Source organism: Granulibacter bethesdensis CGDNIH1, from assembly GCF_000014285.2.
In the GTDB taxonomy this organism is placed as follows: Bacteria; Pseudomonadota; Alphaproteobacteria; order Acetobacterales; family Acetobacteraceae; genus Granulibacter; species Granulibacter bethesdensis.
In genome coordinates, this window is record NC_008343.2 from 79,567 (window position 1) to 104,926 (window position 25,360).

A 25,360-nucleotide genomic window follows, 5' to 3' on the forward strand; every position below is an offset into this window, starting at 1 on the left:
GACTCCTTCCGTGACTGGTTACAGATCCTTGCAGAGCCGAAGCGCGTCGTACATCGCCGCATGGATGTTGCGGCCAGCCACCGCGTCACCGATCCGGAACAGGCTGAAATGTCCTGTTTGTGCGTCAGCTTGCGATGTGCCTTGCAGCAAGGAGGGAAGATCCGTCACGCCATGATTGCTGGATTGCTCTTTCAACGCAAAATAGGTGTCCTCGACCGGCAGCGTGCCGAAATCGGCGACCACCTGATCGATTACACGCTCTTCCTCGGCATCCGTCATCGTGTTGCGCAGCACCGCCACCAGACGGTTGCCTTCACGGTAGACTTCCATCAATTCCAGATTGGGCGAGAGGATGACACCAAGTTTGTAAAGCTCCCGCAAATGCACGGGTTGATTGGTGGTGCCGACTTCCTGCGCAATCATCCGGTCATGGGTGACGAATTCCACCAGCGCGCCGCGCTGGGACATCACCTCGGCGACGGAGGCGGCATTGTGCTGGCCCATTTCGTCATACAGCAGGACACTGCCGGCGGGCTGGACCCGTCCGGTCAGAATGTCCCAGCTTGAAATGATATGTTCTGCCCCCGGAATATGGCCGGGATTGGGCAGGCCGCCCGTGGCGATGATCACCGTATCCGGTTGCTCCGCCTGGATCAGCGCGGCGGTGGCTTCGGTGTTCAGGCGCAGATCGACGTTCAGGCGGCGGATCTGACTCAACAGCCAGCGGGGAATGCCGGACAGGGCTTCGCGCCATGTTCCTTTGGCCGCGATGTTGATCTGGCCGCCCACTTCGCCGGAGCGTTCGAACAGCACGACCTGATGACCACGCTCGGCACAGACCCGTGCGGCCTCCAGCCCACCGGGACCGGCGCCGACGACGACAATTTTTTTCTGGCGATCCGCTTTTGCGATGACATGCGGCATGGTGGCCTCCCGCCCTGTCGCCGCATTCTGCAAACACAGCGCATCACCACCGACATAGATGCGGTCAATGCAATATCCCGCTCCGACGCATTGGCGAATGTCGTCTTCCCGCCCCTCGCTGAGCTTGCGGACCAGATGCGGATCGGCAATGTGCGCCCGCGTCATCGCCACCATATCCACATGCCCTTCGGCCACGGCGCGGGCAGCGGTCGCCAGATCGGTCACGCGCTGGGCATGGAAAACGGGGACATCGACCTCCCGCTTGATCGCGCTGGCCAGATGCAGGAACGGTGCGACCGGAAAAGCCATGTTCGGCAGGCTGACCGCATGCGCCATGTCGTCGCGTGCCTGACCGCCCAGAATGTTCAGGAAATCCACCAGCCCCTGCCGCGCATATTCGGAGGCAATGGCCACGCATTCTTCCTGAGACAGGCCTTGCGCATACAACTCGTCACCCGACATGCGCATGCCGATCAGCAGATCGTCTCCGGCGGCTTCCCGCATGGCGCGCAGTACCTCGATGCCGAAGCGCATACGGTTTTCCAGCGAGCCGCCGTAACGGTCGGTGCGTTTGTTGACATCGGGACTCCAGAACTGGTCCAGCAGATGACCATGCGCCCCGGAAATCTCGAACCCGTCCAGGCCGCCTTCCTTGCAGCGACGCGCCGCCTGCGCGAAATCGGCGATGACGCGATCAATATCTTCCTGCTCCATCGCCTTGGGCAGGGAACGGCTGGCAGGTTCGCGGCGGACGGAGGGCGCCATGACCGGCAACCATTGATCCGTATCCCATTTCGTGCGGCGGCCCATATGCGTCAGCTGGATCATCAGCTTTGCGCCATGGCGGTGAATCCGCTCGGCGAACTCCTGAAAATACGGAATGACGCTGTCATCCGTGACGGCAATCTGGTTCCACGGCGTTGCCGGGCTGTCCGCCGAGACGGAGGAGGAGCCGCCGAACATGGTCAGGCCGATTCCGCCTTTCGCCTTTTCCTCATGATAGAGCTGATAGCGTTCTTTGGGCTTGCCATCCTGACCATAGCCGGGGGCGTGGCTGGTGCTCATCACGCGGTTGCGGAAGGTGACACCGCGAATGGTTAACGGTTTCAGCAGGGCATCGGCATTGGCGATCATCGGCACATTCCGGGGCAGGCGGGTGGGAGGAGGGCAGGCATCGGCGGTGGCTCAGGCGCGTCAGGGTGCACTCACGCGCTCATGGCGCGGCGAATGCCCGTAACGCAGCCGGTAGGCGTTGCTGAAAGACGCGCCGGAGGCAAAGCCGCAGGCAACGCCGATTTCAGTGATGGGCATGGCAGTCTGGCGCAGCAGCAACTGGGCGCGCTCCAGCCGGACGGAGGCGGCATAGGCGGCGGGTGTCATGCACAGATGCTGCTTGAACAGCCGTTCCAGCTGGCGTGACGACAGCCCGGCCAGAGCCGCCGCATCGGCGACGGAAAGGGGATCATCGGACGGGTTCTGCGCATTGGCTTCCAGCAGCGCCACGGCATGGGCCAGCCGCGGATGCCGGGCAGCGGTACGGGGCAGATGCTGCCTTTCTCCGCCCTGACGAGGCTTGATCAGGAACTGACGCGCTACGGCGTCGGCGGCACGCGGACCGAGACGGGCGGCTATCAGCGCCAGCATCATGTCCAGCGGCGCAGTCCCGCCGGTGCTGGTGAAGCGGTCGCGATCGATCACGAATAACTCATCCCGGAATACGATGTCGGGAAATTCCTCACGGATGGCGGCCAGATCTTCCCAGTGAATGGCGCAGGCATAGCCGGACAGCATCCCGGCCTCCGCCAGCACGAAACTGCCGGTGCACAGCGCACCGAGGGCACCGCCGCGACGGATATGACGTTGCAGCGCGGGGAACAGGCGACGGGTAGTGGCACGCCTGATATCAACGCCGCCACAGATCAGCAGCAGGTCGATCGGCGCGGCATCGGCCAGCCTGACCGTCGGTCCCAACGACAGGCCATTGCTGGCCTGTGCCGGTTCGCCATCCGGCGTCAGCACCTGCCATGAATAGGCATCACTGCTGGTAACGCGATTGGCCATCCGGCACGCCTCGATGGCGGAACTCATCGCAATCATCGAGTAATTCGGCAGAGTCAGAAAACCGATTCTGCCGATCTCCGCAGGGAGGCGTGCAGGTGTGTCGATCATCGCTCGACAACCAGATCCGTCAGCGGCCTGGAGCAGCAGGGCAGGAACATGCCCTGATCGACTTCTTTCTGTCGGATGCCGCCATTATGCTTCATCTCGACCCGGCCGGAGACCAGTTTCGACTTGCACGTGCCGCACACACCCTTGGAGCAGGAAGCTGGCAGTTTCAGCCCGGCCCGCCGACCGGCCTGCAAGACGGTGGTATCCGGATCGCAGTCGATCTGCCTGTCGCTTTTGCTGAAGGTGATGGAAAAACCACCCGATGCGGCGACAGCCTCTGCTTCAGCGGCGGCTTCGGGTTCTTCCTGGGCCAGTATGCCGAAATCAAAGCTTTCCTCATGATGGCGACGCATGTCGAATCCGGCTTCGGCCAGGATCGTTTTTGCGGCTGCCATGAACGGTGCGGGACCGCAGACGAACACTTCGCGTTCCATGAAATCCGGAGCGATCCGGGTCAGCAGCGCGGTGTTCAGACGACCGCGATATCCATTCCATATTTCACCGGCGGAATCCGTCTCGCACAGGAAGGCGACGCTGAATCCATGCCGTGTGCGCGCCATCAGGGACAGCTCGTCACGGAAGATGATGTCCGCCGGACTGCGCGCGGCATGCACGAAAACCGTATCGGCTTCGGCCGCCAGATCGTATTGCGTGCGGGCCATGGCCATCAGTGGCGTGATGCCGCTGCCGCCGGACAGGAACAGATATTTCGGCGCCGGATGATGGACGTTCGTGAAATCGCCCATCGGGCCGACGGCACGAATGCGCATGCCCGGTTTCAGAGTGTCATGCAGCCAGTTCGACACCGGCCCGTTCGGCACCCGTTTGACAGTGATGCTGAGCAGATCCGGGCGTGTAGGGGCAGAGGAGATGGTGTAGCAGCGATTGATTTTCTGCCCACCGATTTCCAGATCCAGTGTCACGAACTGTCCCGGCAGATGCCGGAACAGACACGGATTGGCCGGCGAGAAGAAAAACGTTCGCACATCATGTGTTTCCTGCCGTACGGCACGGCAGATCAGCACATCATCCGCATCGGCATTCCACTGCGCCGGCAGGGCGGAGAGGGGCGAGAAAGCGTTCACTGTGCGCCACCCTGCTGCGCTGCTTTCATGCGGGAGATGTACCAGTTGCTGAATTTCTCAACCAGCATCTCGGTATAAGGGGAGTATGGGCCGGGCTGATAGGCAGGGGTGCGCACACCTTGCTGGGTTATACCGACCAGATCGCTATCCTGCTGGTTGGTGGCTTCCCACACGCTTTTCAGATGATCGAGGTCATAATCGATGCCTTCGCGCGCATCCTTGTGCACCAGCCATTTGGTGCGCAGCAAAGCGGTTTCGGCATCAATCGGAAACACCGCGAAAGTGACGATGTGATCGCTCATGAAATGATGCCAGGAATTCGGCTGGGTCCAGAAAGACAGAGCGCCCAGCTTGCGTTCCGTCAATTCCCCCAGCAATTTCGTGCAGGCGACCCTGGTGTCGGGAGTTTCGCTTTCGCCGGCACCGGAAATCGGCAGGCGCTGGGTGCGGAAACCGGTTACGCGATCGTCAAGATGGTCGATCTCGCGGGAGGGAAGGCCACGCGCTTCCCACTCGGCGGTGTTATTGTTGACGAGGCAGTTATATTCCTCGGCGGCTTTCTGTCCGTCCTCATCCAGTGATTCAGGCGCAAAGCCGAACCCGAATTCGAAAATGGAGGCGGTCAGTTCGGGATGGGAACCGGCGCAGTGATAGCACTCGCGGTTATTTTCCATCACCAGCTTCCAGTTGCCGCGTTCGATGATATCCATCTCGAACGCGATCTTGGTGTCGGGAATGGCATGCGGGGTCAGATACGGTGTCATCTCCCGCGCCATATCCTCGATATCGGCCGGCGGTTCATCGGCGAAACACAGGAAGATCAACCCTGCGACATTGCGCACGTGAACCGGCTTCAGACCATGACAGGACGGATCGAAATCCGCACCCATATGATCGGCATGCAGCAGCGGGCCTTCGGTGGAGTAGGTCCACATATGATACGGGCAGACCAGATTTCCGACGCTGCGCTTGCCTTCGGGGACAATGCGGGCACCGCGGTGGCGGCAGACATTGTGGAAAGCGCGAATGTCCATATCGTCGCCGCGCACGACAATGGCGCTGAAACGACCGATCTGCAGGGCCATGACATCGCCCGGTTCGGCAATATCCGGTTCGACACCCACATAAATCCAGTGTTTGCCGAAAATCGTCTCGATATCGGCATCCAGAATGTCGGGTGAGGTATAGAACGGGGCTTCCAGCGTATAGCCGGGCTTGCGCCGTGCCAGCAGGGAAGGGAGAGAATCCGGGGTAAAGCGGAGATCGTCGGGCATGGGACGAACCTTGAGGGAGGTGGCGTTCAGTCCTACTTAAAAGCCGATTTTATTCTGCAATTTATTAGAAACGACATTTTTTTTATCCATCCCGGTATCTATGCATTTTGCGCAGAGGTCGGAAAGGATTGGAAGGAACAATGCGTTCTCCTGCTGCCGGTCAGGAGAGGCACTTTATGGAAAGCGACGGTTTTTCTTACAGGGAATCGGCGTAAATCCGGGAAGAAGTCAGGCTGTCCCGCTCCGGCAGCGGATCATTGGATTCCGCAGCGGGGGGCGCATTGCGCCGGGCTGCGCTGGGGGCCACGCCATGCGCAGCCTTGTAGAGGCGGGAGAAATGGGCGCAGTCTGAAAAACCGGCATCCAGAGCGATTTCCGTCACGCTACGCTGGGTATTGTCCAGCAGGAAACGGGCAAAGCGAAGTCGTAATGAGCGGTATACGGCGGCTGGTTTCTGTTGCATCGCGGCGGCAAACAACCGTTCCAGCTGTCGTGCCGACAGCTCCAGCCGTTCGGCGATGGCGCTGACCGGAAGGGGTTCCGCCATGTTCTGCTCCATGATCAGCAGGGCACGGCGCACGCGCGGATCAGTCACACCCGCGGCCAGCGGCGGGTGCGGCTGGGCGGCGGTTTCACCGCGCGCTTCATCCAGCAGCAGCACCTGACGGCTTTTCATGGCGGTGGAGCGGCCGAGATGTTTTTCGACAATCCAGGTCGCCAGATCGGCCGCTCCACCGCCCCCCGCACAGGTGATGCGGTCGCCATCGACCAGAAACAGCCGGTCGGCCAGCACGGCCTGATCGGGAAATTCGTCGGTGAAGTCCTGATGATGATACCAGCTGACACAGGTCGTGCGGTCTTTCATCAATCCTGCCCGGCACAGCAGAAAGCTGCCGGTGCACAGACCGACCAGCGTCGTGCCGGCCCTGGCGGCGGATTGGAGGTAGGCAACCGTCTCCTGATCGAATGGACGCCCTGCATGCAGCAGGCCACCGACGACGACGATATAGTCCAGTTGTCTGGGATCGATGAAACCGGTGGTCGGGCCGATGGTGATGCCGCAACTGGCCGTGATCGTACCTGGGCGGCTGCCCATGATGGACCATTGGCAGCGGATCGGGCGGCTCATATCGCCTTCATCCGCCGCAAGGCGCAGGTGATCGACGAACAGGGAGAATGGCGCCAGCGTAAAGCTGTCCGCCATGACGAAGCCGACCGTCAACGCCCGGCGGCGTGGGGGATCAGCACTCGGTGAAGTTAACCGCAAGGCCACCTTGGCTGGTCTCCTTGTATTTGCTCTGCATGTCGGCACCGGTCTGGCGCATCGTCGCAATAACGCGGTCGAGGGAGATATGGTGCGTCCCGTCGCCGCGCATGGCCAGAGAGGCGGCGTTGATCGCCTTGATCGCGCCGAAAGCGTTCCGCTCGATACAGGGAATCTGCACAAGCCCCGCCACCGGGTCGCATGTCATGCCGAGATGATGTTCCATGCCGATTTCAGCGGCATTTTCGATGCGGGCATTATCGGCGCCCATCGCGGCTGCCAGCCCTGCGGCGGCCATGGAGCAGGCCACGCCGACTTCTCCCTGACAGCCGACTTCCGCGCCGGAGATGGAAGCGTTCATCTTGAACAGCGCACCGATGGCGCAAGCGGCCAGGATGAAATCCTGCATGCCCGCCTCCGATGAACCCGGCACCATATCACGGTAATAACGCAGCACGGCTGGTACCACGCCCGCTGCGCCATTGGTCGGGGCGGTGACCACCCGCCCACCGGCAGCGTTTTCCTCATTCACCGCGATGGCGAACAGGCTGACGCGATCCATCGTATCGGTCGGAGGCCGGTCATTGCGGGCCTGTTCGGATTCCATTTTACGCAGCAGGGAAACGGCGCGGCGGCGAACGTTCAACCCGCCCGGCAAAATGCCTTCGGTGCTCAGTCCGCGGTCAATGCAGCGCATCATCGTGTCGATGACGCGGGTGATATGAGCATCGACCTCTTCTTTCGGGCGCACGGCATATTCGTTGGTGCGCACGATCTCCGGAATACGCAGCCCGGTTTCTTCACCGATGCGGAGCAGATCGATCCCGGAGCGGAATTCATAGGGGGCGGAAGGTCCGTCAATGACCGCTGCCGGTGCAAAAGCCTCCCGCACCACAAAGCCGCCGCCGATGGAACACCAGCGTTCATGGCACAGGGTTTCCCCTGCCGCATCATAGGCGGTGAAGGCAAGCGTGTTGGGGTGTTCGGGCGTTTCCGTGAGCATGTCGAAGATCACGTCACGCTCCGGCACCAGACAGATGGGATGCCGTCCGTCCAGCGACAACATCCGATGAGCCTCAATCCGGGCAATCATGGCTTCGGCGGCATCGGGATCAACCGTATCGGGTTGTTCCCCGGCCAGACCGAGCAGCACGGCTTTTTCAGTGCCGTGGCCTTTTCCCGTCCATGCCAGCGACCCGAACAGATCGACGCGAACCCGCACCACCTGCTCCAGACGGTCTCCGAGCCCCAGAATGAAGGCATAGGCTGCCTTCATAGGCCCCACTGTATGGGAGGAGGATGGGCCGATACCAACCTTGAACAGTTCGGAGACGCTGATCATGCTGATCTCTTCTGGTTGTCAGGCCGCCTCGCGGCGGGCTTCGTCAAGCAATTCCCACACATAAGGGGCGAAAGACCGCCAGACTTCCACATGAAACTGCGTGGATGAGAGACGCCAGAGCACGATTTCCGCCTTGTGGTAGAGAGTGCGCGTGCACATGCCGACCGGGAAAGCCGCCTCGGACAGATCAAGCGGGCAACCGGTGTTCAGCGCGTCTACCGCCCGCTCCCCCTCGATCAGCAGGCCTGTTTGCCGATGGGACACATCGACCAGCGCATGCGGCACATCCTGCAGGGCGGCTTCCAGGGCCGGGGCGAGATCATTGATTTCCGTGCTGAGGATCAGCGTTTCTTCCGGTCCCATCCATAAGGCGGCACGCTGCCCCTGTACGGCAGCGCGCAGCGCCGGCGGCAGGGCGAAGCCAAGTGCGCCATTGATGCAGGCGCGGTCGGTTTCACGCAGATGCAGGGTCAGGCGCCGCTGCGGGGGCGTCACGCTCAGCGCGGCAATAGCTGGGCTGATGCCAGCCAGTGGCGTGTGGCGCTGGGGAAAGGTCACGTCAGCCATTGAGCCGTACTCCTTCCGGATCATAGAACACAAACTCGGTGACTTTCGCGGCGATGGTTCGACCGGGCATCGGAATATACACGGTCTGCCCGATTCTGGACCGTCCGCCCTTGATCATCGCCAGCGCGATGGAGCGGCCCAGCGTGGCGCTGCGATAGGCGCTGGTGACGTGCCCGATCATGGGCATCGGCAGCGGATGCGCCGGATCGGCCACGATCTGCGCGCCTTCTTCCAGCACGATAGCCGGATCATCCGTCAACAGCCCGACAAGCTGCTTGCGATTCGGGTCTTTCATCGACGTGCGCTCAAGCGAGCGTTTGCCGACGAAATCCTTCTTCGCCTTGCCAATGGCCCAGGCCAGCCCGACATCATCCGGTGTGGCAGTACCATCGGTTTCCTGACCGACAATCACATAGCCTTTTTCGGCACGCAGCACATGCATTGTTTCCGTGCCGTACGGCACGATGCCGAAGTCCTGACCACGCTCATATACTGCTTCCCAGATCGCACGGCCGTAATCCGCCGGGACGTTCAGTTCGTAGCCCAGCTCACCGGTGAAGCTGACGCGGAACAGACGGCCAGGCACCCCGGCAATGGTGGCGTCGGCGACGCTCATATGCGCAAAGTCGTTCAGATCCACACCCTCGATCAGCGGCGCGATGATGTCGCGGGCCTTCGGGCCCTGCACTGCGATCACCGCCCATTGTTCGGTGGTGGAGGTCAGCCAGACATTCAGTTCAGGCCACTCGGTCTGCCGGTAATCCTCCATCATCGCCAGCACGCGCGGGGCGCCGCTGGTGGTGGTGGTGACGTGGAAACGATCCTGCGCAATGCGCCCGATCACGCCGTCATCAGTGATGAACCCGTCTTCACGCAGCAGCAGGCCATAACGGCATTTGCCGGGTTTCAGCTTGTCCCACGCATTGACATACAGACGGTTGAGGAACTCTGCCGCATCCGGTCCGACCACTTCGATCTTGCCAAGCGTGGAGGCATCGAAAATACCGGCTGCGGCACGGGCCCGGGCGCATTCGCGCAGCACCGCCGCATCCATATCCTCGCCGTCCTGGGGGAAGTAGCGGGCCCGTTTCCAGATGCCGACATCCTCGAACACCGCGCCATGTTCTTCGGCCCAACCATGAATCGGCGTCTTGCGCAGCGGATCGAACAGGTCGCCCCGCGCTGTGCCCGCAAACGCGCCGAACGTAACGGGCGTATAGGGCGGACGGAACGTGGTCAGGCCGATCTGCGGCACTGGCGTATCCAGCGCACCGGACACGATGCCCAGCGCGTTCATGTTGGAGGTCTTCCCCTGATCGGTGGCCATGCCGGTGGTGGTGTAGCGCTTCACATGCTCGATGGAGCGGAAGCCCTCCCGCACGGCCAGTTTGATGTCCTTGGCGGTTGCATCGTTCTGGAAATCCACGAAAGCCTTGGCATAGGGGGAGCGGCGGTTATGCGGCACCTCGCCGATGAAGCCGCCCGTGCCGGCTGCGGGGGCACTGACCTGGAAAATGCGGCTGTTGCCGCCTTTCGCAGCGTCCAGACCGGCGGAATATCCGTCTTCCAGCGCTACAGCGAGGCCGAAATGACCCGCACAGGCACCGGCAGAGCGTTCATTTTCCGCGTGTGCGCCGGGCACGTAAATCTGACGTTCCGCATCATAGACCAGTTGGCCACGGGACTGGCTGAACAGATGCACGGTGGGGGTAAACCCGCCACACATCAGCACCAGATCGCAGCGGATATGTTCATCACGTCCCTGTTTGCCGCCAATTCGGGCGGAGGACACGCGCAGATGACCGCCGGTGCCGATCACGGCCGATCCCATCCGGATCGGAAGACGGGCAGCACGAGCCGCGGCAATGCGCTCTCCGTCTGCCTGTTCACGTAGATCGGCGATGGCGGCAATCTCGACGCCCGCTTTCGCAAGCGCGACTGCCGTGCTGTAGGCTTCGTCATTGGCGGTGGCGATCACCGCTTTGGTGCCCGGTTTCACGCCATAACGCTGGGCATAAATACGGGCGGAATCGGCCAGCATGATGCCGGGACGGTCATTTTCCGGAAACACCAGCGGTCGTTCGAGGGAGCCGGTGGCAAGAACCACCTGTCCGGCGCGGACATGCCACATCCGCTCACGCGGGGTGTTGGGAAGGATGGCAGGCAGATGATCGGTGATGCGCTGTGCCAGACCCACGAAATTATGGGCATAGTAACCGAACGCCGTGGTGCGGGACAGCAGGGTCACGCGCGGGTCGGCCGCAAGCTGCGCCAGCGTGTCCGACAGCCACAGCTCGGCAGGCTTGCCGTCGATCTGCGCACCGTTCGGTGCCAGCAGGGAGCCACCCATTTCCGACTGTTCGTCGCACAGGATCACCCTGGCGCCGGCATCGGCCGCAGCCAGAGCGGCGGCGAGACCGGCAGGTCCGGCACCGACGATCAGCACGTCGCAATGCGCGTAACGCTGGGCGTAGTGATCGGCATCCGGGGCGGTCGGGGCTTTGCCCAGACCGGCGGCGCGACGGATCACCGGCTCATAGAGCCTGTCCCAGGCTTTGCGCGGCCATTTGAAGGTCTTGTAGTAGAACCCGGCAGGGAAGAACGGCCCCAGCGCGTTGTTGATCGCGCCGATATCGAAAGACAAAGACGGGCTGCGATTCTGGCTTTCCGCGACCAGACCGTCATACAGCTCCACCTGCGTCGCGCGCAGATTGGGGGTGTAGCGGCTTTGCTCGGCGCCCACGCCCACCAGCGCATTCGGCTCATCGGCTCCGGCGCTCAGCACACCGCGCGGACGGTGATATTTGAACGACCGGCCCATCAGATGCACGCCATGGGCGAGCAGCGCGGAGGCGAGCGTATCGCCCTGCGCACCCTGATAGGTCTTGCCGTCAAAGGTGAAGGACAGCGGTTTGTCGCGCCGGATGCGGCCGCCCTGCGGCAGACGGAAGGGCGCGGAATGAATGCTGGGGCTCGTCATGAGCGGGACTCGCCGATTTTATAGGTACTGAGGATGACGTCGGTGCGGGTATCACGCACCGCGTTGAAGAAGCGGCCGCAGCCATGAGCGTGCCGCCACCGTTCCGCGTGCTCTCCCTTGGGGTTGGAGCGCATGTAGAGATAGGCGGTCCATTCCTCATCACTGAGCATGGCGGGGTCGGCTGGGCGGACCAGATGCGCTTCCCCGCCATAGGTGAATTCGAGTTCGGGTCGCTGACCGCAATAAGGACAGGTTATCAGCAGCATCGTGTCGCCCTTCCGTGCCGGGATGGGAATGAATTAATGCGCAACCGCCGCAGCGGCTGCTTCGTCGATCAGGAAGCCGTCCCGGAACCGCTCGATGGTGAACGGGGCGTTGATTGTGTGCGGCTCGTCACGGGCGATGGTATAGGCCAGCAGATGGGCCGCGCCCGGTGTGGCCTTGAACCCGCCCGTGCCCCAGCCGCAATTCACATACAGGCCGGGGACCGATGTTTTCGCGATGATGGGGGAACGGTCCGGCGTCACATCGACGATACCACCCCAGTTACGCAGCATGCGCATGCGGCGGAACATCGGGAACAGCTCGCAGATGGCATCCAGCGTATGGGTGGCGATATGCAGGCCGCCGCGCTGGGTGTAGCTGGTATAGGCATCGGTGCCCGCCCCGATCACCAGCTCGCCCTTGTCGGACTGGCTGATATAGGCATGAATGGTGTTGCTCATCACCACGCAGGGGAAGACGGGCTTGACCGGTTCCGACACCAGCGCCTGCAACGGATAACTTTCGAGAGGCAGGCGAACACCGGCCATGCCCAGCACCATGCTGGTATGGCCCGCGGCCGACACGCCGATTTTCGTGGTGCGGATCAGGCCGCGTGTCGTTTCCACCGCTTCTACCGCGCCGGATGCATTCCGGCGGATCCCGGTCACTTCGCAGTTTTGTATAATATCGACGCCAAGGGCATCTGCCGCCCGCGCATAACCCCATGCCACCGCATCATGACGGGCCGTTCCGGCCCGGCGCTGCAACGCGGCTCCCAGTACGGGATGGCGCATATTGTTGGAGATGTTCAGGGGTGGGCAAAATTCTTTTGCTTCTTCCGCCGTCAGCCATTCATTATCGACGCCGTTCAGGCGATTGGCGTGAACATGGCGCTTGAAGCTCTGTACGTCGTGAACGTTATGGGCCAGCATCAGCACGCCGCGCTGGCTGAACATCACATTATAGTTCAATTCCTGCGTCAGCCCTTCCCACAGCTTCAGCGCATGATCGTACAGGGCCGCACTTTCATCAAACAGGTAATTGGAACGGATGATCGTCGTGTTACGGCCGGTATTGCCACCGCCGATCCAGCCTTTTTCCAGGACTGCGATGTTACGCAGCCCATGTTCCTTCGCCAGATAATAGGCGGCGCCGAGGCCATGGCCACCCCCGCCAATGATCACGGCATCATAGGCTGCTTTCGGTTCGGGGTCTCTCCACTGACGCTGCCAGCCGCGATGGCCGCCCAGTGTGTTCCGGATCAGGGATAAAGCGGAGAATTTCTGCATGACGAACTCCTGGCGCGTCTTGCGATATCGGCGGTTTCAGCGCGGTCGCAGAGGCGGTGCATCCCTGTATTCGCATGACGGGGTTGCGTCATGCAGGTATGAAACAGAACATTTTATTGAATGATTGCGACAGACGCCTTTTTGTGTCGGAGGCGTCATGTCGCTAACATTCATGTTTTTTGTCGTGCATAAGCATGCCGACCCTGCCATCTTCCTGAAATGATAAAAGCGACGGGTTTCCAAGAGATGATGAAGTCCGGCATCAGGGGCGGATCATAAAAACAACCGCCTTCTATAAATAAAGCAGCCTGATTTTTCCGATACACCGGAGGAAAAGACTGCAACAAAAGGGGGGCCTCCCATTGCATAAGCGAATGGAAGGCTGATGAGGAAACGGAAGATGAAGCTTGCTTCTTTCTCCTGGGGGGATCGGGGGCATTCAGACTTCCGGCTGAACATGGCGATTGCGACGGTTCATGGCCGGGGTAGGCGATAGTCTTGCCCTTTGTATCGATGGAGGAATGAACATGCTGAATTCCGTGACTGCGCGCTTGCGTGCGGTCTTGATGGCGGGTGTGAGTTTTGGCCTGTTTGCCAGCACTGCGGCCCAGGCTGATCCCTCTTCCTGTCGTAAGGTGCGCCTGTCCGATATCGGATGGACGGATGTTTCCGCCACCACAGCGGTGACGGCGGCTTTGCTGAAGGATCTCGGCTATCGCCCGGATGTGGCGCTTCTGTCGCTTCCGGTCACATACCGGTCGCTTGCAGACAAGCAGCTTGATGTTTTCACCGGCAACTGGATGCCTTCCGGTGCCGCTGACCGGAAACCTTATGAGGCGTCCCTCGATATTATAGGCCCCAATCTGACCGGGGCTAAATATACGTTGGCTGTTCCCGCATATCTTTATGATGCCGGGCTGCATGACTTTGCCGATATCAGCAAGTTCGCCGACAAGCTCGGCAACAAGATTTATGGCATCGAGCCGGGCAATGACGGCAACCGTCACATTCTGGAAATGATCGGCAGCAACGCCAATAATCTTGGCAAGTTCAAGCTGATTGAAAGCAGCGAGCAGGGCATGCTGGCTGAAATAGACCGCAAAATCCGGAACAAGGAACCCATCGTGTTTCTGGGATGGGAGCCTCATCCGATGAACACACTTTACAAGATCCAGTATCTGACCGGCGGTGACAAGGAATTCGGCCCGAACTACGGTGGCGCTGAAATCTTCACCAACACCTGGAAGGGCTATTCAGAGAAATGCCCGAATGTCGGGAAGCTGCTGCACAATATGCATTTCTCGCTCGATGGTGAGAATAAAATGATGGATGCGATCATGAATCATCATGTCGATCCACCGAAGGCTGCGAAAGCCTGGCTCCGCAGCAATCCCGACACTGTCAAAACATGGCTGGATGGCGTGACGACTTATGATGGTTCGCCGGGCTGGGAAGCCGTCAAGGCTAAACTGGGCGACTGATCAGTAAGGAAACGCGGCGATGGAATGGATTACCGACTGGATCAGTGACAGGAAAATTCCTGTCGGCGCATGGATTGCTCGTCTGATCGACTTGTTAAAGCATCATAGTCAGGGCCTGTTTGACGCGATCTCTGTTGCGGTCAGTGCCGTTATCAATGGCTTTTCTTCTCTGCTGTTGAGCGTGCCCGGTCCGCTGATGATCGTGCTCCTGGCGGTGCTGGCCTATGTGATGCGACGATCTGTCTCCATTGCCGTGTTCACTGCGGCGGCCCTGCTGTTCATTCTGAATCAGGGCTATTGGGATGAGACGATGCAGACTCTGGCGCTGGTCCTGAGTTCCGCGCTGGTTTCCACCCTGATCGGGGTGCCGCTGGGTATTGCGGCGGCGCATCGTCCTTGGCTGGCGCAGGGGATGCGGCCGGTGCTGGATCTGATGCAGACCCTGCCGACCTTCGTCTATCTGATTCCAACCCTGGTCCTGTTCGGGCTGGGGGCGGTGCCGGGCTTGATTTCCACAGTGATTTTCGCACTGCCTGCCCCGATCCGTCTGACGCAGCTTGGTATTTCCTCCGTGCCGAGACCTCTGATCGAGGCCGGTGAAGCGTTTGGCGCAACGCGCTGGCAATTGCTGTGGAAGGTGGAACTGCCGGGGGCGAAGACCATGATTCTCGCCGGTCTGACCCAGTGCATCATGCTGAGCCTGTCCATGGTGGTGATCGCGGCGCTGGTGGGTGCCGGCGGTCTTGGTGTGCCGGTCGTGCGGGCACTCAATACGGTGCGCGTGGATACCGGGTTTGAAGCCGGGCTGGCGATTGTGCTGCTGGCCATTATGCTGGATCGTGTGTTCCGCCCGTCTGAGGATCAATCATGATGATCAGCGATAAACAGGGCAGCCCGGATGCTGTTTCCGTTCCGGCCGTCGAGTTTCGGGATGTTGACATCCTGTTCGGCGGATCAACGCAAACCCGGCGTGAGGCCATCGGTCTGGTCGAGTCCGGTGTCAGCCGGGCAGATATTCTCGAACGCACCGGCGTTGTCGTCGGTGTTGCAGGGGCTAATCTGAAGGTCGGCCACGGTGAAATCAGTGTGTTGATGGGTTTGTCGGGTTCCGGCAAGTCTACCCTTTTGCGTGCGGCAAACGGATTAAACAAGGTAACCCGCGGCTCCGTCCTGCTGCGTCATGGCGATAACGATGTTGTCGATATTGCCAGTTGTGATGCCAGAACGCTTCGCAAGGCCCGTATGGAACGGGTAGCGATGGTCTTTCAGCAATTCGCTTTGCTGCCCTGGCGCACAGTGCGGGAAAATGTCGGTATCGGTCTGGAATTACGCGGCGTCTCCACTGCCGATCGCCGTGTGGTGGTGGATGAGAAGCTGGAATTGGTCGGTCTGAGCGCATGGGCTGATCGCTACGCGCATGAATTGTCGGGTGGTATGCAGCAGCGTGTCGGGCTGGCCCGTGCTTTCGCCACCGATGCCGATATCCTGCTGATGGATGAGCCGTTCAGCGCGCTGGATCCGCTGATCCGCGCCAAATTGCAGGATGAGCTGCTTCAGCTGCAAAGCCGCGTCAAAAAGACCATCGTGTTCGTCAGTCATGATCTGGATGAGGCACTGAAGCTCGGCAATCACATCACGATCATGGAAGGTGGCCGCATCGTGCAGACGGGTACGCCGGAGGATATCGTCCTGCGTCCTGCTGACCATTATGTCGAGGAATTTGTCCGGCACATGAACCCGCTGAATGTGCTGTGTGCCGAGACGCTGATGCGGCCACTATCGACATTCGCGCGGGAAGGCGATGTCGTGCTGCTGGATAGTGCCCGCACTTTGAAAGTCGCATTGGGTGGGGGAGGAGTCATTCTCTCCGCTTCGTTGAACGACGTCCAGGTTCCGGTCTACCAGATTGAATCTTTTGATCCGGAGAGTGATGGTCAGGTACCGCAGGGGATCGCGGCTGTGCCGCTGTCGGCCGGGTTGCGGATGGTCGTCAATCTGCGTCAGGCAACCGGTTATCCCGTGCTGCTGGTGGATCAGGGCCAGCTGCGTGGTGTGTGCGATGATGGTGAAATTCTCAAGGCGTTCAGTGGGCTGGAGCGACGCAGCAATCAGGCCGTCCTGCCGGAACTGGTCTGATCTGCCTGATCGGCGGTTTCTTTCGATGTGAAACGGGCACCCTGATAGTAATCAGGGTGCCCGCTTTATGTTTAGTTTAGGATTGGTGCCGTGATCAGCCTAGGGCGCTGGGCTGGACCGGATTATTGATCATGGCCATCAACTCCCGCCGGGTTTCTGGATTGGTGCGGAACACACCCAGCATGCGGCTGGTGACCATGCTGACGCCGGTCTTGTGCACGCCACGAGTCGTCATGCATTGATGCGCAGCCTCGACGATAACGGCCACGCCGTGCGGCTGAAGGACTGAGTCGATCGTATTGGCGATCTGCGCAGTCAGTTTTTCCTGAATTTGCAGGCGCTTGGAGAAAGCCTCCACCACCCGTGCCAGTTTGCTGATGCCCACGACGCGGTGGCGCGGCAGATAGGCAACATGGGCGCGACCGATGATCGGAGCCATGTGATGTTCGCAGAAACTCTCGATGCGGATACCCCGAAGCAGGATAATCTCATCATATCCCTCGGTTTCCGAGAATGTCCGTTCCAGCACCTTCACCGGATCATCGTGATAGCCTGCAAACCACTCCTCATAAGCACGAACCACGCGGGAGGGAGTTTCCTGAAGACCTTCGCGGGTCGGATCATCACAAGCCCAACGCAGCAGGGTACGCACAGCCTGTTCGGCTTCCTGGCGGCTCGGGCGAGTGGTCTCCGGCATGCCCGCCTCGGCAGGGAGATCAGAGGGGCGGAGCGAAGGCGCATCGGTCAACTCGGTAGTCCTCTTGCGTAAGGGCAGGGGATGTAGGCACCGCGATGAGACGCGGTCATGGTCGTTTATGGGGTGATGAGGGCGCTACGCCAATGCCGGAAGATGCGGAACCGGGTTTTCAGTCAGGCAGCCATATCAATGCAGCTTTGTGTTCTGATGGGGGCTGTCGAGGCTGAAGGCCGGAATGGTGATGTCGAAGGCCTCACCGGAGGACGTTTCGATCATATGATATGTTCCGTGCATAAAGCCGGAGGGCGTATCGAGCGGCGTGCCGGACGTGTAGTTGAATTCTTCACCGGGTTCCAGCACAGGCTGCTCCCCTACCACGCCGTCACCGTGAATATGCTGGGTATGGCCCAGCGCATTGGTGATATGCCAGGTACGTTGAAGCAGCTGAACCGTGGAAGAACCTTCATTGGCGATACAGACCCGATAGGCCCATACGAAATGGTGACCATCGGGGCGGGACTGATCGGCCAGATAGATTGGCTGGACGGTCACCCGGATGTGCCGGGTCACGCAGACATACGTGTTATCATCGCTCATGAGAGGATCATCAATCGTGTGGTGCTGACAGACATGTCTATAGAATGAGGGGCCTCGCCCCTGATCGCAATGGCGCCAGGCCGGATTGGGGTCGCACAATCCGGCCTCTTTCTCAGGCGTGGCGGGTTTTCACGCCGCTCCGTTCAAGGCTTGTGCCAGATCGGCGCACAGATCCTCTGCATCCTCCAGTCCGACAGAAAGACGGATGACGCCATCCCCGATTCCCAGCCTGGCCCGTTCCGCCTCCCCGATCCGCATATGGGTTGTGGTGGCCGGATGGGTCACGAGGGATTTGCTGTCGCCCAGATTGTTGGAGATCGCAATCAGTTGCAGCCGGTTCAGCACCCGGAAGGCGGTTTCCTTATCTCCCAGATCGGCGGTGACCAGCGTGCCGCCTGCGCTCATTTGCTGCCGGGCCAATGTGCTGTGCGGGTGATCCTCGCGGAACGGATAGAGCACCCGTGCCACCTCCCGGCGGGTGGCCAGAAAATCCGCCACGCGGGCGGCGGAGGCGGAGGCTGCATGGACACGCAGCGACAGCGTTTCCAGCCCCTTGGTGATCACCCATGCATTGAAAGCGGACAGGGTAGGGCCGGTATTGCGGGTGAATGGCTGCAACACGTTCTCCACCCAGTCATTGCTGCCGAGCACAGCCCCCCCCAGCACGCGCCCCTGTCCGTCCGCGTGCTTGGTCAGGGAATAGACGACGACATCCGCCCCTAGCTCCAGCGGCTTTTGCAGCAAGGGCGTGGCGAAGACGTTATCCACCACAACGATGGCGCCCGATGCATGGGCCAGATCGGCAATGGCCCGCAGGTCAAGCACATCCAGCATGGGATTGGAGGGGGTCTCCAGCAGAACCAGCTGTGTTGGTGTGGCCAGCGCATCGCGCCATTGATCGAGGTCTCCGCCATCGACGAAAACGGCCTCAATCCCGAAACGTGGCAGCAGGTTGGCGACAATCCAGTAGCAGGAGCCGAACAGGGCACGGCTGGCGACAACCCTGTCACCGGCTTTCAGATGGCTCAGCAGGGCTGCATTCACCGCGGCCATGCCGCTGGCTGTGACCCGGCAGGCCTCAGCGCCTTCCAGCAGGGTCAGACGTTTTTCCAGCACCGAAATGGTCGGGTTGCCGAAGCGGGAGTACTGATAATGCTGCTCGGTGCCCAGAAAGGTGTTTTCGGCCTGCTCCGCGCTGTCATAGACAAACCCGGAGCTGAGGAAAGGAACCTCTGCCGTTTCCCCGAAATGGCTTCGCTCGGTGCCGCCATGCACAAGGGTGGTGGCGGGACGCCAGGCGGAATGAGATGCAGAGTGGTTTTTAAACTGTGTCATGACCTTGCGGGCCTCCTTCACTGGCCCGGCCTCGACAGCCATAGGGGTGCGAACAACGCTCCCCAGGCCTCTTTAGCGCGATTATTTAACCTCGCCGCAAGCTGGCCGGACAAATCGCGAGGGAGAGGACTTCTTAATGCCCACCGGATTGCGTCGTCAACGTCTCCGCCGTATAGGAAAGACACAGGCGGGTGTAGTTCAATGGTAGAACGGCAGCTTCCCAAGCTGCATACGAGGGTTCGATTCCCTTCACCCGCTCCATAATTTCCCTGATCAATCAATAGCTTGTGTGCGCTGGCGCGGCCTTCGCTGCCACGATTTGTTCCGCTGTGCCAAATCCGTGCCAAAACTGTTTCAGGGACTTGGCACGTGTTTTCCCCATGGAGCATCTCGCTTAAGAGAGGTTCTGCAGGAAAAGAAGGCGATGATTGCCGAGTCTGCAAAGGCACCTTCACCGGTAACAGTCCTGCTATGCGCCCCTGCTTTTCATCAGAGGCGCTGCAATTTTATGAAAGCAGGCCCGAAACCCTCTCAGCAGTTGCTCTGGCAGAAAATGGGTTCTGACCAGTGATCAGTTGACCGTCCGCTACGACATGGGAAAGAAATGGCAATACTGCCTTTTCGTAACGCGCTCCCCGCGCCTTCATTTCAGCTTCCGCGCTATAGGGAAGCTTCTTGACAAGCCCGCTGATTATCTCTTCGGTCCAGGAAAAGCCCGTTATTTTCTTTCCGGCAACGAGAAGCTTGCCGTCTGTCAGCCGAGTATTCAGCAGACCACAATAGCCATGGCAGACAGCAGATACGAGACCACCGTTTTCCCAGATTGCGCGCGTGATGGCCTGAATTCCTTCGTTCTCGGGAATATCCCACATTACGCCATGGCCCCCCGTGAAATAGATCGCTGCAAAATCCTGCGGATCGATTTGCTCTGGCCGTGCAGTTGTTGACAGGAGCGACTTATGTCCCGGGTCGGCCAGCCACGCTTTTGCGGAGGCGCCGAGCAGAGGCCATCTCAGGGAACGCGGGTCCAGCGGTACCGGGCTACTTTTGGGACTGACGAGTTGCTGTTGAAGGCCTTTGGCGCCGAATACATGCCAAGCGTCTGTCAATTCCGACAACCACAATCCAGTCGGATCATGACCCGTATTATTGAAATGCCCAACATTGGTAACGACGTGCAGGACACACTTTTGCATGACGGAGCCTCCAGTCTGCCGGTGCAGCCTAAGGCCCCCACGAGATACCCTGACTGTTTTCACGAATGCAGTGATAGAAGTCGTCAGGACGATGGCCGCTTCACTATGTCGTGGCGACGGCTCAGTCGACCTCTGCAACCTACCAATCGGCGGGGCCTCTTTATACTGCTGCCTTTCTAGTGATCGGCGGTAACTGTTTTATCGACCCGCTGTCTGGTCCTGTTCGAGGCGAGCGATATACAGACGGGTTGTTGGGTCAATATGACGCTCGATGAAGAGCGCCATAGACTGTTCTTCTTCAAGTGACTGGTTAAGAGAAGACGTCGCCTGCGGATCTTCGCAAAGTTCTGACAATGTGATCAATGCATGGTAAGATGCAATTTCGTAATTTTCAAAGGCAAGGTTGGCGAACGAATTTTTCAGGATTTCGTCTCCGGCAAAGGCATGTCCCAGTGCAGCCATATTGGCCATTAATGACATGGCAGCATCCTTAATCATTGAATAGGTGCTATCATACCGAATAAGAAGCTGTTCAATGCGCTCAGCCTGACGTTGGGATTCATTGACATGTTCGACCATACGCTGTGACAACTCTGGATAGTTCTCCAAGCGGCCAATTTGCCTTTGTAAAAGTTCTACAGCTTGGTTTTCGACCGCATGTTGATTACGCAAACCTAAAATGAAAACGTCTCTGGCTTTTTCTGATGTGGGCATAAGATGCCTCCTTTCTTGAAGATCATGTAGGTGTATTTGTAAGGGGAACGTTCTCGCTCAACACGATTATGGCATTGATCAGAATAGATGTTTCGTGCTGCCTGAAATGCCGTTCCAATCACGGGTTTATTGGTAGCTTCGACACCAATACGCTACTTTCTAGTCTGTATCATAGGAATTGCCACATATTTTGCAGCTTTTACCTAACAAACAAAAAATAAATAGCATGAGCCATTTTAATAAACGATTTCCAAGATCGGTAAGTTTCATCTAAGAATAATGATATTTCGGTTTGGTAGAATCTTACAAAGGAGGATAATTATTTTAATTCTAAAAAATGTTGCTAAATTAAGGGAATTATTAATTTTTCCTGATATGGGCTAGAAAAGAGTATCATCATGGCAAAGCAATCGAAAGAACAGCAGGCTACGATCAGGCGCGTAATGCATGAGTTCAAGCATGGTGAACTCAAGACGCGGGCACAGGGTGGGAAGAATGTTCAGACCCACCAGCAAGCGATCGCAATTGCATTGCATGAAGCCGGCGAAACGAACCAGGAGTCAGACCAAAAAAACAAGCAAAACCTGAAGAGAACAAAGGAAAAAGAAAGAAAGGGGCAGACGGCTCAGGCTAAAAAAGAGGGCAAAGCATCACAGGACCGAATATTGAAGCGCGACCATGCGCGTGATAAACGGGGATAGGATTGTCCTGCACATTATCATGGTTTTTTCCCTGCCAGTATTTGTGTGCGGGGTTCATGCGTCTGAATGTAGCATCTTGCTTATTGTCCAGATTCATTTGCAGTGGTTTTGCTGCAATTGACCTGGAAATGAAAGAAAACAGTCGATTCACATCCTATCCGGATAGAAGACGTGCGCGATATAAAAATATTCCAGAAATTAAGATTATTTTTATAAAATAATGCAAGATCTATAAAGGAAATGATCTCTAAAACAAGTAGAATATTTACACAGACAATATTTTTTTCCGTTCCTGTTTCATAGAGCGGAAACTAAAGGGTTGCCGGCACGCAACTTCGCTTGGACGGTGTTGTTAGAAGTGGCGGGCCCTGTATCGATCGGATGGGAAAACAGCGGCGATACGGGCAGAATTGGGCCCTGTAACGATTTAAATCGAAAAAGCGAAATGGAGAAAATCATGCCGACAAAGGAAAAGACTTTGTCTGACGCGTTTTATGAAACGCTGAAAGATATCTATTTTGCTGAAAAGCAAATTGTAAAGGCGCTGAAAAAATCTGAGCAAGTAGCGCAGGAACCAGAGTTGCGGAATGCCTTTGAGACGCATCGAAGTGAGTCGATGCAGCAAATAGAGCGTCTCAACCAGATCTTCGAGCTGATAGGTAAGTCCCCACGTGCGAAAACTTGTGAAGCTATGCAAGGAATTCTTGCCGAGATGGAGGAGGATTTGGAAGAATTCGGTGGATCAAATTCGTCTGATGCAGTGTTGATTGGCACTGCTCAGGCGATTGAGCATTATGAAATTACCCGGTATGGCACGCTAAAAACATGGGCAGCTAATCTTGGTCTTTCTGAAGCAGAAGAATTGTTGGATGAAACTCTGCAAGAAGAAAAGAGAACTGATGCCCTGCTAACCGAAATTGCCAATAAGCTTAGCAATCAACGGGCCAATTCCCAGACAACGAAATAACATATGAAGAAGGAAAACAACTGGCGCTGCAAAAAAAATTTCCAATAGTCAGTTTGACAGCGCCAGTTTGATGGAAAAATCCAACGACCGAGTAAGAGAACAAAGAGGAAATCAAATTGCCATCATAAAAAATATGATTTTGGCATGTCACTTACGGGATGATATTTTCGTCGACTCCGTATGCCTAAGAATTTCTATAATGTATTGGATATGGGAAATCTAAAATTCAGATCCAATAAATTTCATTACGTCGTCATAAAGCCTTCCTACGAGGTCTGAAACAAACCATAAGGCAAATACTGGCTTGTATTCTGCCCTCCATCACGGAAATCAGGGGGCTGGTAAATGGCCCCCATCCGGTCTTACCCAACATAAAAATTGGTTTGATAGGGGAAGCATTGCACATACGATGATGATACGATCGTACACTTTCAGAGCTATGACATTTTAGGCCTGTCTTTGCATGCCCGGGTTGATAACGCTTTCACAGCGCATGTTCTTTTTGCCCTGCTATAAAATGCTTCCGTGATTTATTTGTCTGCCACAGGAAGCATGTGGCAGACGGAGCATGTGTGCTGATTTACAGCATGGGTCTACCTCCAGTGACGGGAATAATGGCAGCGGTAATGTAACTCGCTTCATCAGATGCCAACAGAACATAAGGAGGAGCGACTTCCGCCGGCTGTCCGGCTCGACCCATCGGTGTGTTCTGGCCGAATGTTCGCACGGCTTCGGGCGGCATTGTCGAGGGGATCAGCGGTGTCCAGATGGGCCCTGGGGCTACGGCATTTACACGGATACCCTGTGGTGCAAGAAGTTCTCCAAGTCCAGCTGTGAAATTTGCGATAGCACCCTTTGTCGTCGCATATGCCAGTAAATGAGCTGATGGGGAATCCGCATTGATCGAAGTGGTGTTGATGATGGAAGCGCCCTGTTTCATATGCGGTACAGCGGCCTGCGAGAGGAAGAACATGCTGTAAATATTAGTGCGGAACGTGGTGTCCCACTCAGCCTCGTCAATATCATCGAGTTTTTCGATGCTTTTCTGATGGGCAGCGTTGTTGACGAGAATATCAATACCGCCAAACTCATCCACTGTCCGCTGAATCAGCATAAGACAATGCTGTCTGTCCGCTACGTCGCCTGACAGCAGAATGGCCTTGCGCCCGGCCTGTTCCACCCATGATGCTGTCTCTTGCGCATCATCATGTTCGTTATAGTAGGCAATAGCGACGTCAGCCCCTTCGCGTGCGAAGGCGATTGCGACCGCTCGACCAATTCCGGAATCACCTCCAGTAATCAAGGCTTTTTTTCCGTTCAGCCGCCCCGAGCCCTTATAGGTGGTTTCACCGTGGTCGGGCTTTGGTCGCATGGCATCAGTCCGGCCAGGCGGTTCTTGTGTCTGTACAGAAAAGGTTTCTGCGGTGTTTCCGGTCATCGATCTCTCCATGCTGGTGAGAATGCGTCCGGCCGTACAATTGCGTATCAATGGGCCGGTAATGCGTTGCCGTGAGACATCCGTGATGGATGGAATGCGGCAGGCCAGTACCTTCTACGCGGCAAGGTCAGGATAGTTTCGGTGAATAAAGCCTTTTCTGCTAGCTTGTTTAGATAATTGCTTATTCAAAACAAATCTTCCGGATCATCAACGGATACAACGCTGATTTCGATATGGGTATTGATTGGTGCAACCATCAATACTGCGGGGTTATTCAACTCGCTGACTTGAAGGCGATGACCAGAACCATAAGATCGGCTCTGCTGATCTTTCCAAAAAAGGCTGATTGTCTGGTCAGCCTGTTTTCTGTGATTGGCCGCCGGGCTGCCACAGGATATCAGCGCCTGCGTTCAGGCGACGCGCCAAAATAAAAAGAAGATCGGACAGACGGTTGAGATAACGGATGATTTCTCCATCCACCGCCTCGGTTCTGGTGAGGCTCATGACCCGCCGCTCAGCCCGTCTGGCGACTGTGCGGGCGAGATGAGCATGAGCCGCCCCTTCGGTGCCGCCCGGCAGGATAAAACTGCGAAGAGGAGGCAGGCTCCGGTTCCAGTCCGTGGACCATGTGTCCAGCCTGGCGACTGCGTCTTCCCCTATGCCTCGGGCGGGGGATGCATTGTTCTCGGGGGACGGAAAACAGAGCACGGCACCAAGGTCGAACAGATCGTTCTGAATAGCGTGCAGAATGATGCGCTCTGCCTCCGGCACATGCAGCGTCAGCACGCCCAGCACGGCGTTGAGTTCATCAACCGCGCCAAGAGCCTCGATTCTGGCTGCATCTTTAGGCAGGCGGCTGCCATCGGCGAGGGAGGTCATGCCGCCATCACCGCCGCGTGTCGTGACCCGGTCTATTCTGATGCTCATGGTTGTTCTCTCC

General features: G+C 58.0%; 22 protein-coding genes, 1 tRNA gene and 1 riboswitch. Of the genes, 6 read left to right on the forward strand and 17 right to left on the reverse strand.

Going from position 1 to position 25,360, the window contains the following annotated elements; genetic code table 11:
- Window positions 1–18: 18 nt before the first annotated feature.
- From GBCGDNIH1_RS09540 to GBCGDNIH1_RS10785, 10 genes are all read right to left on the reverse strand, one after another.
- Complete coding sequence (locus GBCGDNIH1_RS09540) at window positions 19–2,058, reverse strand: NADH:flavin oxidoreductase (protein ID WP_025317974.1); 2,040 nt, start codon at window positions 2,056–2,058, stop codon at window positions 19–21.
- 60 nt (window positions 2,059–2,118) lie between these two features.
- Window positions 2,119–3,093, reverse strand: a complete 975-nt coding sequence (locus tag GBCGDNIH1_RS09550; RefSeq protein WP_011630782.1) for a GlxA family transcriptional regulator — start codon at window positions 3,091–3,093, stop codon at window positions 2,119–2,121.
- Window positions 3,090–4,178, reverse strand: coding sequence for a 2Fe-2S iron-sulfur cluster-binding protein (locus GBCGDNIH1_RS09750; protein ID WP_011630783.1), 1,089 nt, complete (start codon window positions 4,176–4,178; stop codon window positions 3,090–3,092). Before GBCGDNIH1_RS09750 ends, GBCGDNIH1_RS09550 begins: the two co-directional genes overlap by 4 nt.
- The gene (locus GBCGDNIH1_RS09785; RefSeq protein WP_011630784.1) at window positions 4,175–5,452 is read right to left on the reverse strand and encodes an aromatic ring-hydroxylating oxygenase subunit alpha; all 1,278 of its coding nucleotides are present in this window, start codon (window positions 5,450–5,452) and stop codon (window positions 4,175–4,177) included. Before GBCGDNIH1_RS09785 ends, GBCGDNIH1_RS09750 begins: the two co-directional genes overlap by 4 nt.
- Window positions 5,453–5,648: 196 nt before the next feature.
- Window positions 5,649–6,725, reverse strand: a complete 1,077-nt coding sequence (locus GBCGDNIH1_RS09815) for a GlxA family transcriptional regulator (RefSeq protein WP_196768608.1) — start codon at window positions 6,723–6,725, stop codon at window positions 5,649–5,651.
- On the reverse strand, window positions 6,694–8,058 hold the full coding sequence (locus GBCGDNIH1_RS09820) for an L-serine ammonia-lyase (protein WP_011630786.1): 1,365 nt from the start codon (window positions 8,056–8,058) through the stop codon (window positions 6,694–6,696). The genes GBCGDNIH1_RS09815 and GBCGDNIH1_RS09820 overlap by 32 nt, the downstream gene beginning before the upstream one ends.
- An 18-nt stretch (window positions 8,059–8,076) precedes the next feature.
- A complete protein-coding gene (locus GBCGDNIH1_RS10395; protein ID WP_011630787.1) occupies window positions 8,077–8,625 on the reverse strand; it encodes a sarcosine oxidase subunit gamma in 549 nt (182 codons plus the stop codon).
- Window positions 8,618–11,605 carry a sarcosine oxidase subunit alpha family protein gene (locus GBCGDNIH1_RS10400; RefSeq protein WP_011630788.1) on the reverse strand — a complete coding sequence of 996 codons (2,988 nt, stop codon included), beginning with the start codon at window positions 11,603–11,605 and terminating at the stop codon, window positions 8,618–8,620. Before GBCGDNIH1_RS10400 ends, GBCGDNIH1_RS10395 begins: the two co-directional genes overlap by 8 nt.
- Window positions 11,602–11,871: a sarcosine oxidase subunit delta gene (locus GBCGDNIH1_RS10730; RefSeq protein WP_011630789.1), complete on the reverse strand. Its 270-nt coding sequence runs from the start codon at window positions 11,869–11,871 to the stop codon at window positions 11,602–11,604. Before GBCGDNIH1_RS10730 ends, GBCGDNIH1_RS10400 begins: the two co-directional genes overlap by 4 nt.
- Window positions 11,872–11,904: 33 nt before the next feature.
- Window positions 11,905–13,158, reverse strand: a complete 1,254-nt coding sequence (locus GBCGDNIH1_RS10785; protein ID WP_011630790.1) for a sarcosine oxidase subunit beta family protein — start codon at window positions 13,156–13,158, stop codon at window positions 11,905–11,907.
- 527 nt (window positions 13,159–13,685) lie between these two features.
- Between GBCGDNIH1_RS10785 and GBCGDNIH1_RS11010 the strand changes: the two genes are divergently transcribed.
- The 3 genes from GBCGDNIH1_RS11010 to choV are packed head-to-tail and all read left to right on the forward strand — an operon-like array spanning window position 13,686 to window position 16,775.
- Complete coding sequence (locus tag GBCGDNIH1_RS11010) at window positions 13,686–14,639, forward strand: choline ABC transporter substrate-binding protein (protein WP_025317978.1); 954 nt, start codon at window positions 13,686–13,688, stop codon at window positions 14,637–14,639.
- Window positions 14,640–14,658: 19 nt separating this feature from the next.
- Entirely contained in the window at window positions 14,659–15,510 is an 852-nt protein-coding gene (gene choW, locus GBCGDNIH1_RS11215; protein WP_011630793.1) for a choline ABC transporter permease subunit, read from the forward strand.
- Window positions 15,507–16,775 (forward strand): choline ABC transporter ATP-binding protein, encoded by a 1,269-nt coding sequence (choV, locus tag GBCGDNIH1_RS11750; RefSeq protein ID WP_011630794.1) that lies wholly within the window; start codon window positions 15,507–15,509, stop codon window positions 16,773–16,775. The genes choW and choV overlap by 4 nt, the downstream gene beginning before the upstream one ends.
- Before the next feature lie 94 nt (window positions 16,776–16,869).
- Here choV and folE read toward each other — a convergent pair whose 3' ends face one another.
- The 3 genes from folE to metZ all read right to left on the reverse strand — a co-directional run bounded on the left by folE (window position 16,870) and on the right by metZ (window position 19,404).
- On the reverse strand, window positions 16,870–17,472 hold the full coding sequence (gene folE / locus GBCGDNIH1_RS11755) for a GTP cyclohydrolase I FolE (protein WP_038515735.1): 603 nt from the start codon (window positions 17,470–17,472) through the stop codon (window positions 16,870–16,872).
- Window positions 17,473–17,658: 186 nt separating this feature from the next.
- Entirely contained in the window at window positions 17,659–18,069 is a 411-nt protein-coding gene (gene apaG / locus GBCGDNIH1_RS12030; protein ID WP_025317981.1) for a Co2+/Mg2+ efflux protein ApaG, read from the reverse strand.
- 129 nt (window positions 18,070–18,198) lie between these two features.
- Window positions 18,199–19,404: an O-succinylhomoserine sulfhydrylase gene (gene metZ, locus GBCGDNIH1_RS12245; RefSeq protein WP_050748497.1), complete on the reverse strand. Its 1,206-nt coding sequence runs from the start codon at window positions 19,402–19,404 to the stop codon at window positions 18,199–18,201.
- A 51-nt stretch (window positions 19,405–19,455) separates the two neighbouring features.
- Window positions 19,456–19,535: riboswitch (SAM riboswitch) on the reverse strand.
- A 56-nt stretch (window positions 19,536–19,591) separates the two neighbouring features.
- On the opposite strand from metZ, the gene GBCGDNIH1_RS12280 reads away from it, so the two are divergent.
- Window positions 19,592–19,665 (forward strand) — tRNA-Gly (locus GBCGDNIH1_RS12280).
- 245 nt (window positions 19,666–19,910) lie between these two features.
- On the opposite strand, the gene GBCGDNIH1_RS12315 is transcribed toward GBCGDNIH1_RS12280, so the two are convergent.
- Together GBCGDNIH1_RS12315 and GBCGDNIH1_RS12415 are read right to left on the reverse strand one after the other, a co-directional pair.
- A complete protein-coding gene (locus GBCGDNIH1_RS12315; RefSeq protein WP_011630798.1) occupies window positions 19,911–20,600 on the reverse strand; it encodes a type 1 glutamine amidotransferase domain-containing protein in 690 nt (229 codons plus the stop codon).
- 198 nt (window positions 20,601–20,798) lie between these two features.
- Window positions 20,799–21,314: a ferritin-like domain-containing protein gene (locus GBCGDNIH1_RS12415; protein WP_011630799.1), complete on the reverse strand. Its 516-nt coding sequence runs from the start codon at window positions 21,312–21,314 to the stop codon at window positions 20,799–20,801.
- 398 nt (window positions 21,315–21,712) lie between these two features.
- On the opposite strand from GBCGDNIH1_RS12415, the gene GBCGDNIH1_RS12440 reads away from it, so the two are divergent.
- A complete protein-coding gene (locus GBCGDNIH1_RS12440) occupies window positions 21,713–22,015 on the forward strand; it encodes a DUF6496 domain-containing protein (protein WP_011630800.1) in 303 nt (100 codons plus the stop codon).
- 319 nt (window positions 22,016–22,334) lie between these two features.
- Complete coding sequence (locus GBCGDNIH1_RS12445; RefSeq protein ID WP_011630801.1) at window positions 22,335–22,982, forward strand: ferritin-like domain-containing protein; 648 nt, start codon at window positions 22,335–22,337, stop codon at window positions 22,980–22,982.
- Window positions 22,983–23,562: 580 nt separating this feature from the next.
- Here GBCGDNIH1_RS12445 and GBCGDNIH1_RS12455 read toward each other — a convergent pair.
- Both GBCGDNIH1_RS12455 and GBCGDNIH1_RS12460 read right to left on the reverse strand, forming a co-directional pair.
- Window positions 23,563–24,420, reverse strand: a complete 858-nt coding sequence (locus GBCGDNIH1_RS12455) for an SDR family oxidoreductase (protein ID WP_025317984.1) — start codon at window positions 24,418–24,420, stop codon at window positions 23,563–23,565.
- A gap of 354 nt (window positions 24,421–24,774) precedes the next feature.
- Window positions 24,775–25,347 carry a cob(I)yrinic acid a,c-diamide adenosyltransferase gene (locus tag GBCGDNIH1_RS12460; RefSeq protein WP_011630803.1) on the reverse strand — a complete coding sequence of 191 codons (573 nt, stop codon included), beginning with the start codon at window positions 25,345–25,347 and terminating at the stop codon, window positions 24,775–24,777.
- Window positions 25,348–25,360 lie beyond the last annotated feature (13 nt).

Bases quoted from the DNA above. Each gene is read 5' to 3' on its own strand.
- GBCGDNIH1_RS09540 (WP_025317974.1), bottom strand. From the start codon at position 2,058: ATGATCGCCAATGCCGATGCCCTGCTGAAACCGTTAACCATTCGCGGT.
- GBCGDNIH1_RS09550 (WP_011630782.1), bottom strand. From the start codon at position 3,093: ATGATCGACACACCTGCACGCCTCCCTGCGGAGATCGGCAGAATCGGT.
- GBCGDNIH1_RS09785 (WP_011630784.1), bottom strand. From the start codon at position 5,452: ATGCCCGACGATCTCCGCTTTACCCCGGATTCTCTCCCTTCCCTGCTG.
- GBCGDNIH1_RS09820 (WP_011630786.1), bottom strand. From the start codon at position 8,058: ATGATCAGCGTCTCCGAACTGTTCAAGGTTGGTATCGGCCCATCCTCC.
- GBCGDNIH1_RS10395 (WP_011630787.1), bottom strand. From the start codon at position 8,625: ATGGCTGACGTGACCTTTCCCCAGCGCCACACGCCACTGGCTGGCATC.
- GBCGDNIH1_RS10400 (WP_011630788.1), bottom strand. From the start codon at position 11,605: ATGACGAGCCCCAGCATTCATTCCGCGCCCTTCCGTCTGCCGCAGGGC.
- GBCGDNIH1_RS10730 (WP_011630789.1), bottom strand. From the start codon at position 11,871: ATGCTGCTGATAACCTGTCCTTATTGCGGTCAGCGACCCGAACTCGAA.
- GBCGDNIH1_RS10785 (WP_011630790.1), bottom strand. From the start codon at position 13,158: ATGCAGAAATTCTCCGCTTTATCCCTGATCCGGAACACACTGGGCGGC.
- GBCGDNIH1_RS11010 (WP_025317978.1), top strand. From the start codon at position 13,686: ATGCTGAATTCCGTGACTGCGCGCTTGCGTGCGGTCTTGATGGCGGGT.
- choW (WP_011630793.1), top strand. From the start codon at position 14,659: ATGGAATGGATTACCGACTGGATCAGTGACAGGAAAATTCCTGTCGGC.
- choV (WP_011630794.1), top strand. From the start codon at position 15,507: ATGATGATCAGCGATAAACAGGGCAGCCCGGATGCTGTTTCCGTTCCG.
- folE (WP_038515735.1), bottom strand. From the start codon at position 17,472: ATGCCGGAGACCACTCGCCCGAGCCGCCAGGAAGCCGAACAGGCTGTG.
- apaG (WP_025317981.1), bottom strand. From the start codon at position 18,069: ATGAGCGATGATAACACGTATGTCTGCGTGACCCGGCACATCCGGGTG.
- metZ (WP_050748497.1), bottom strand. From the start codon at position 19,404: ATGACACAGTTTAAAAACCACTCTGCATCTCATTCCGCCTGGCGTCCC.
- GBCGDNIH1_RS12315 (WP_011630798.1), bottom strand. From the start codon at position 20,600: ATGCAAAAGTGTGTCCTGCACGTCGTTACCAATGTTGGGCATTTCAAT.
- GBCGDNIH1_RS12415 (WP_011630799.1), bottom strand. From the start codon at position 21,314: ATGCCCACATCAGAAAAAGCCAGAGACGTTTTCATTTTAGGTTTGCGT.
- GBCGDNIH1_RS12440 (WP_011630800.1), top strand. From the start codon at position 21,713: ATGGCAAAGCAATCGAAAGAACAGCAGGCTACGATCAGGCGCGTAATG.
- GBCGDNIH1_RS12455 (WP_025317984.1), bottom strand. From the start codon at position 24,420: ATGACCGGAAACACCGCAGAAACCTTTTCTGTACAGACACAAGAACCG.
- GBCGDNIH1_RS12460 (WP_011630803.1), bottom strand. From the start codon at position 25,347: ATGAGCATCAGAATAGACCGGGTCACGACACGCGGCGGTGATGGCGGC.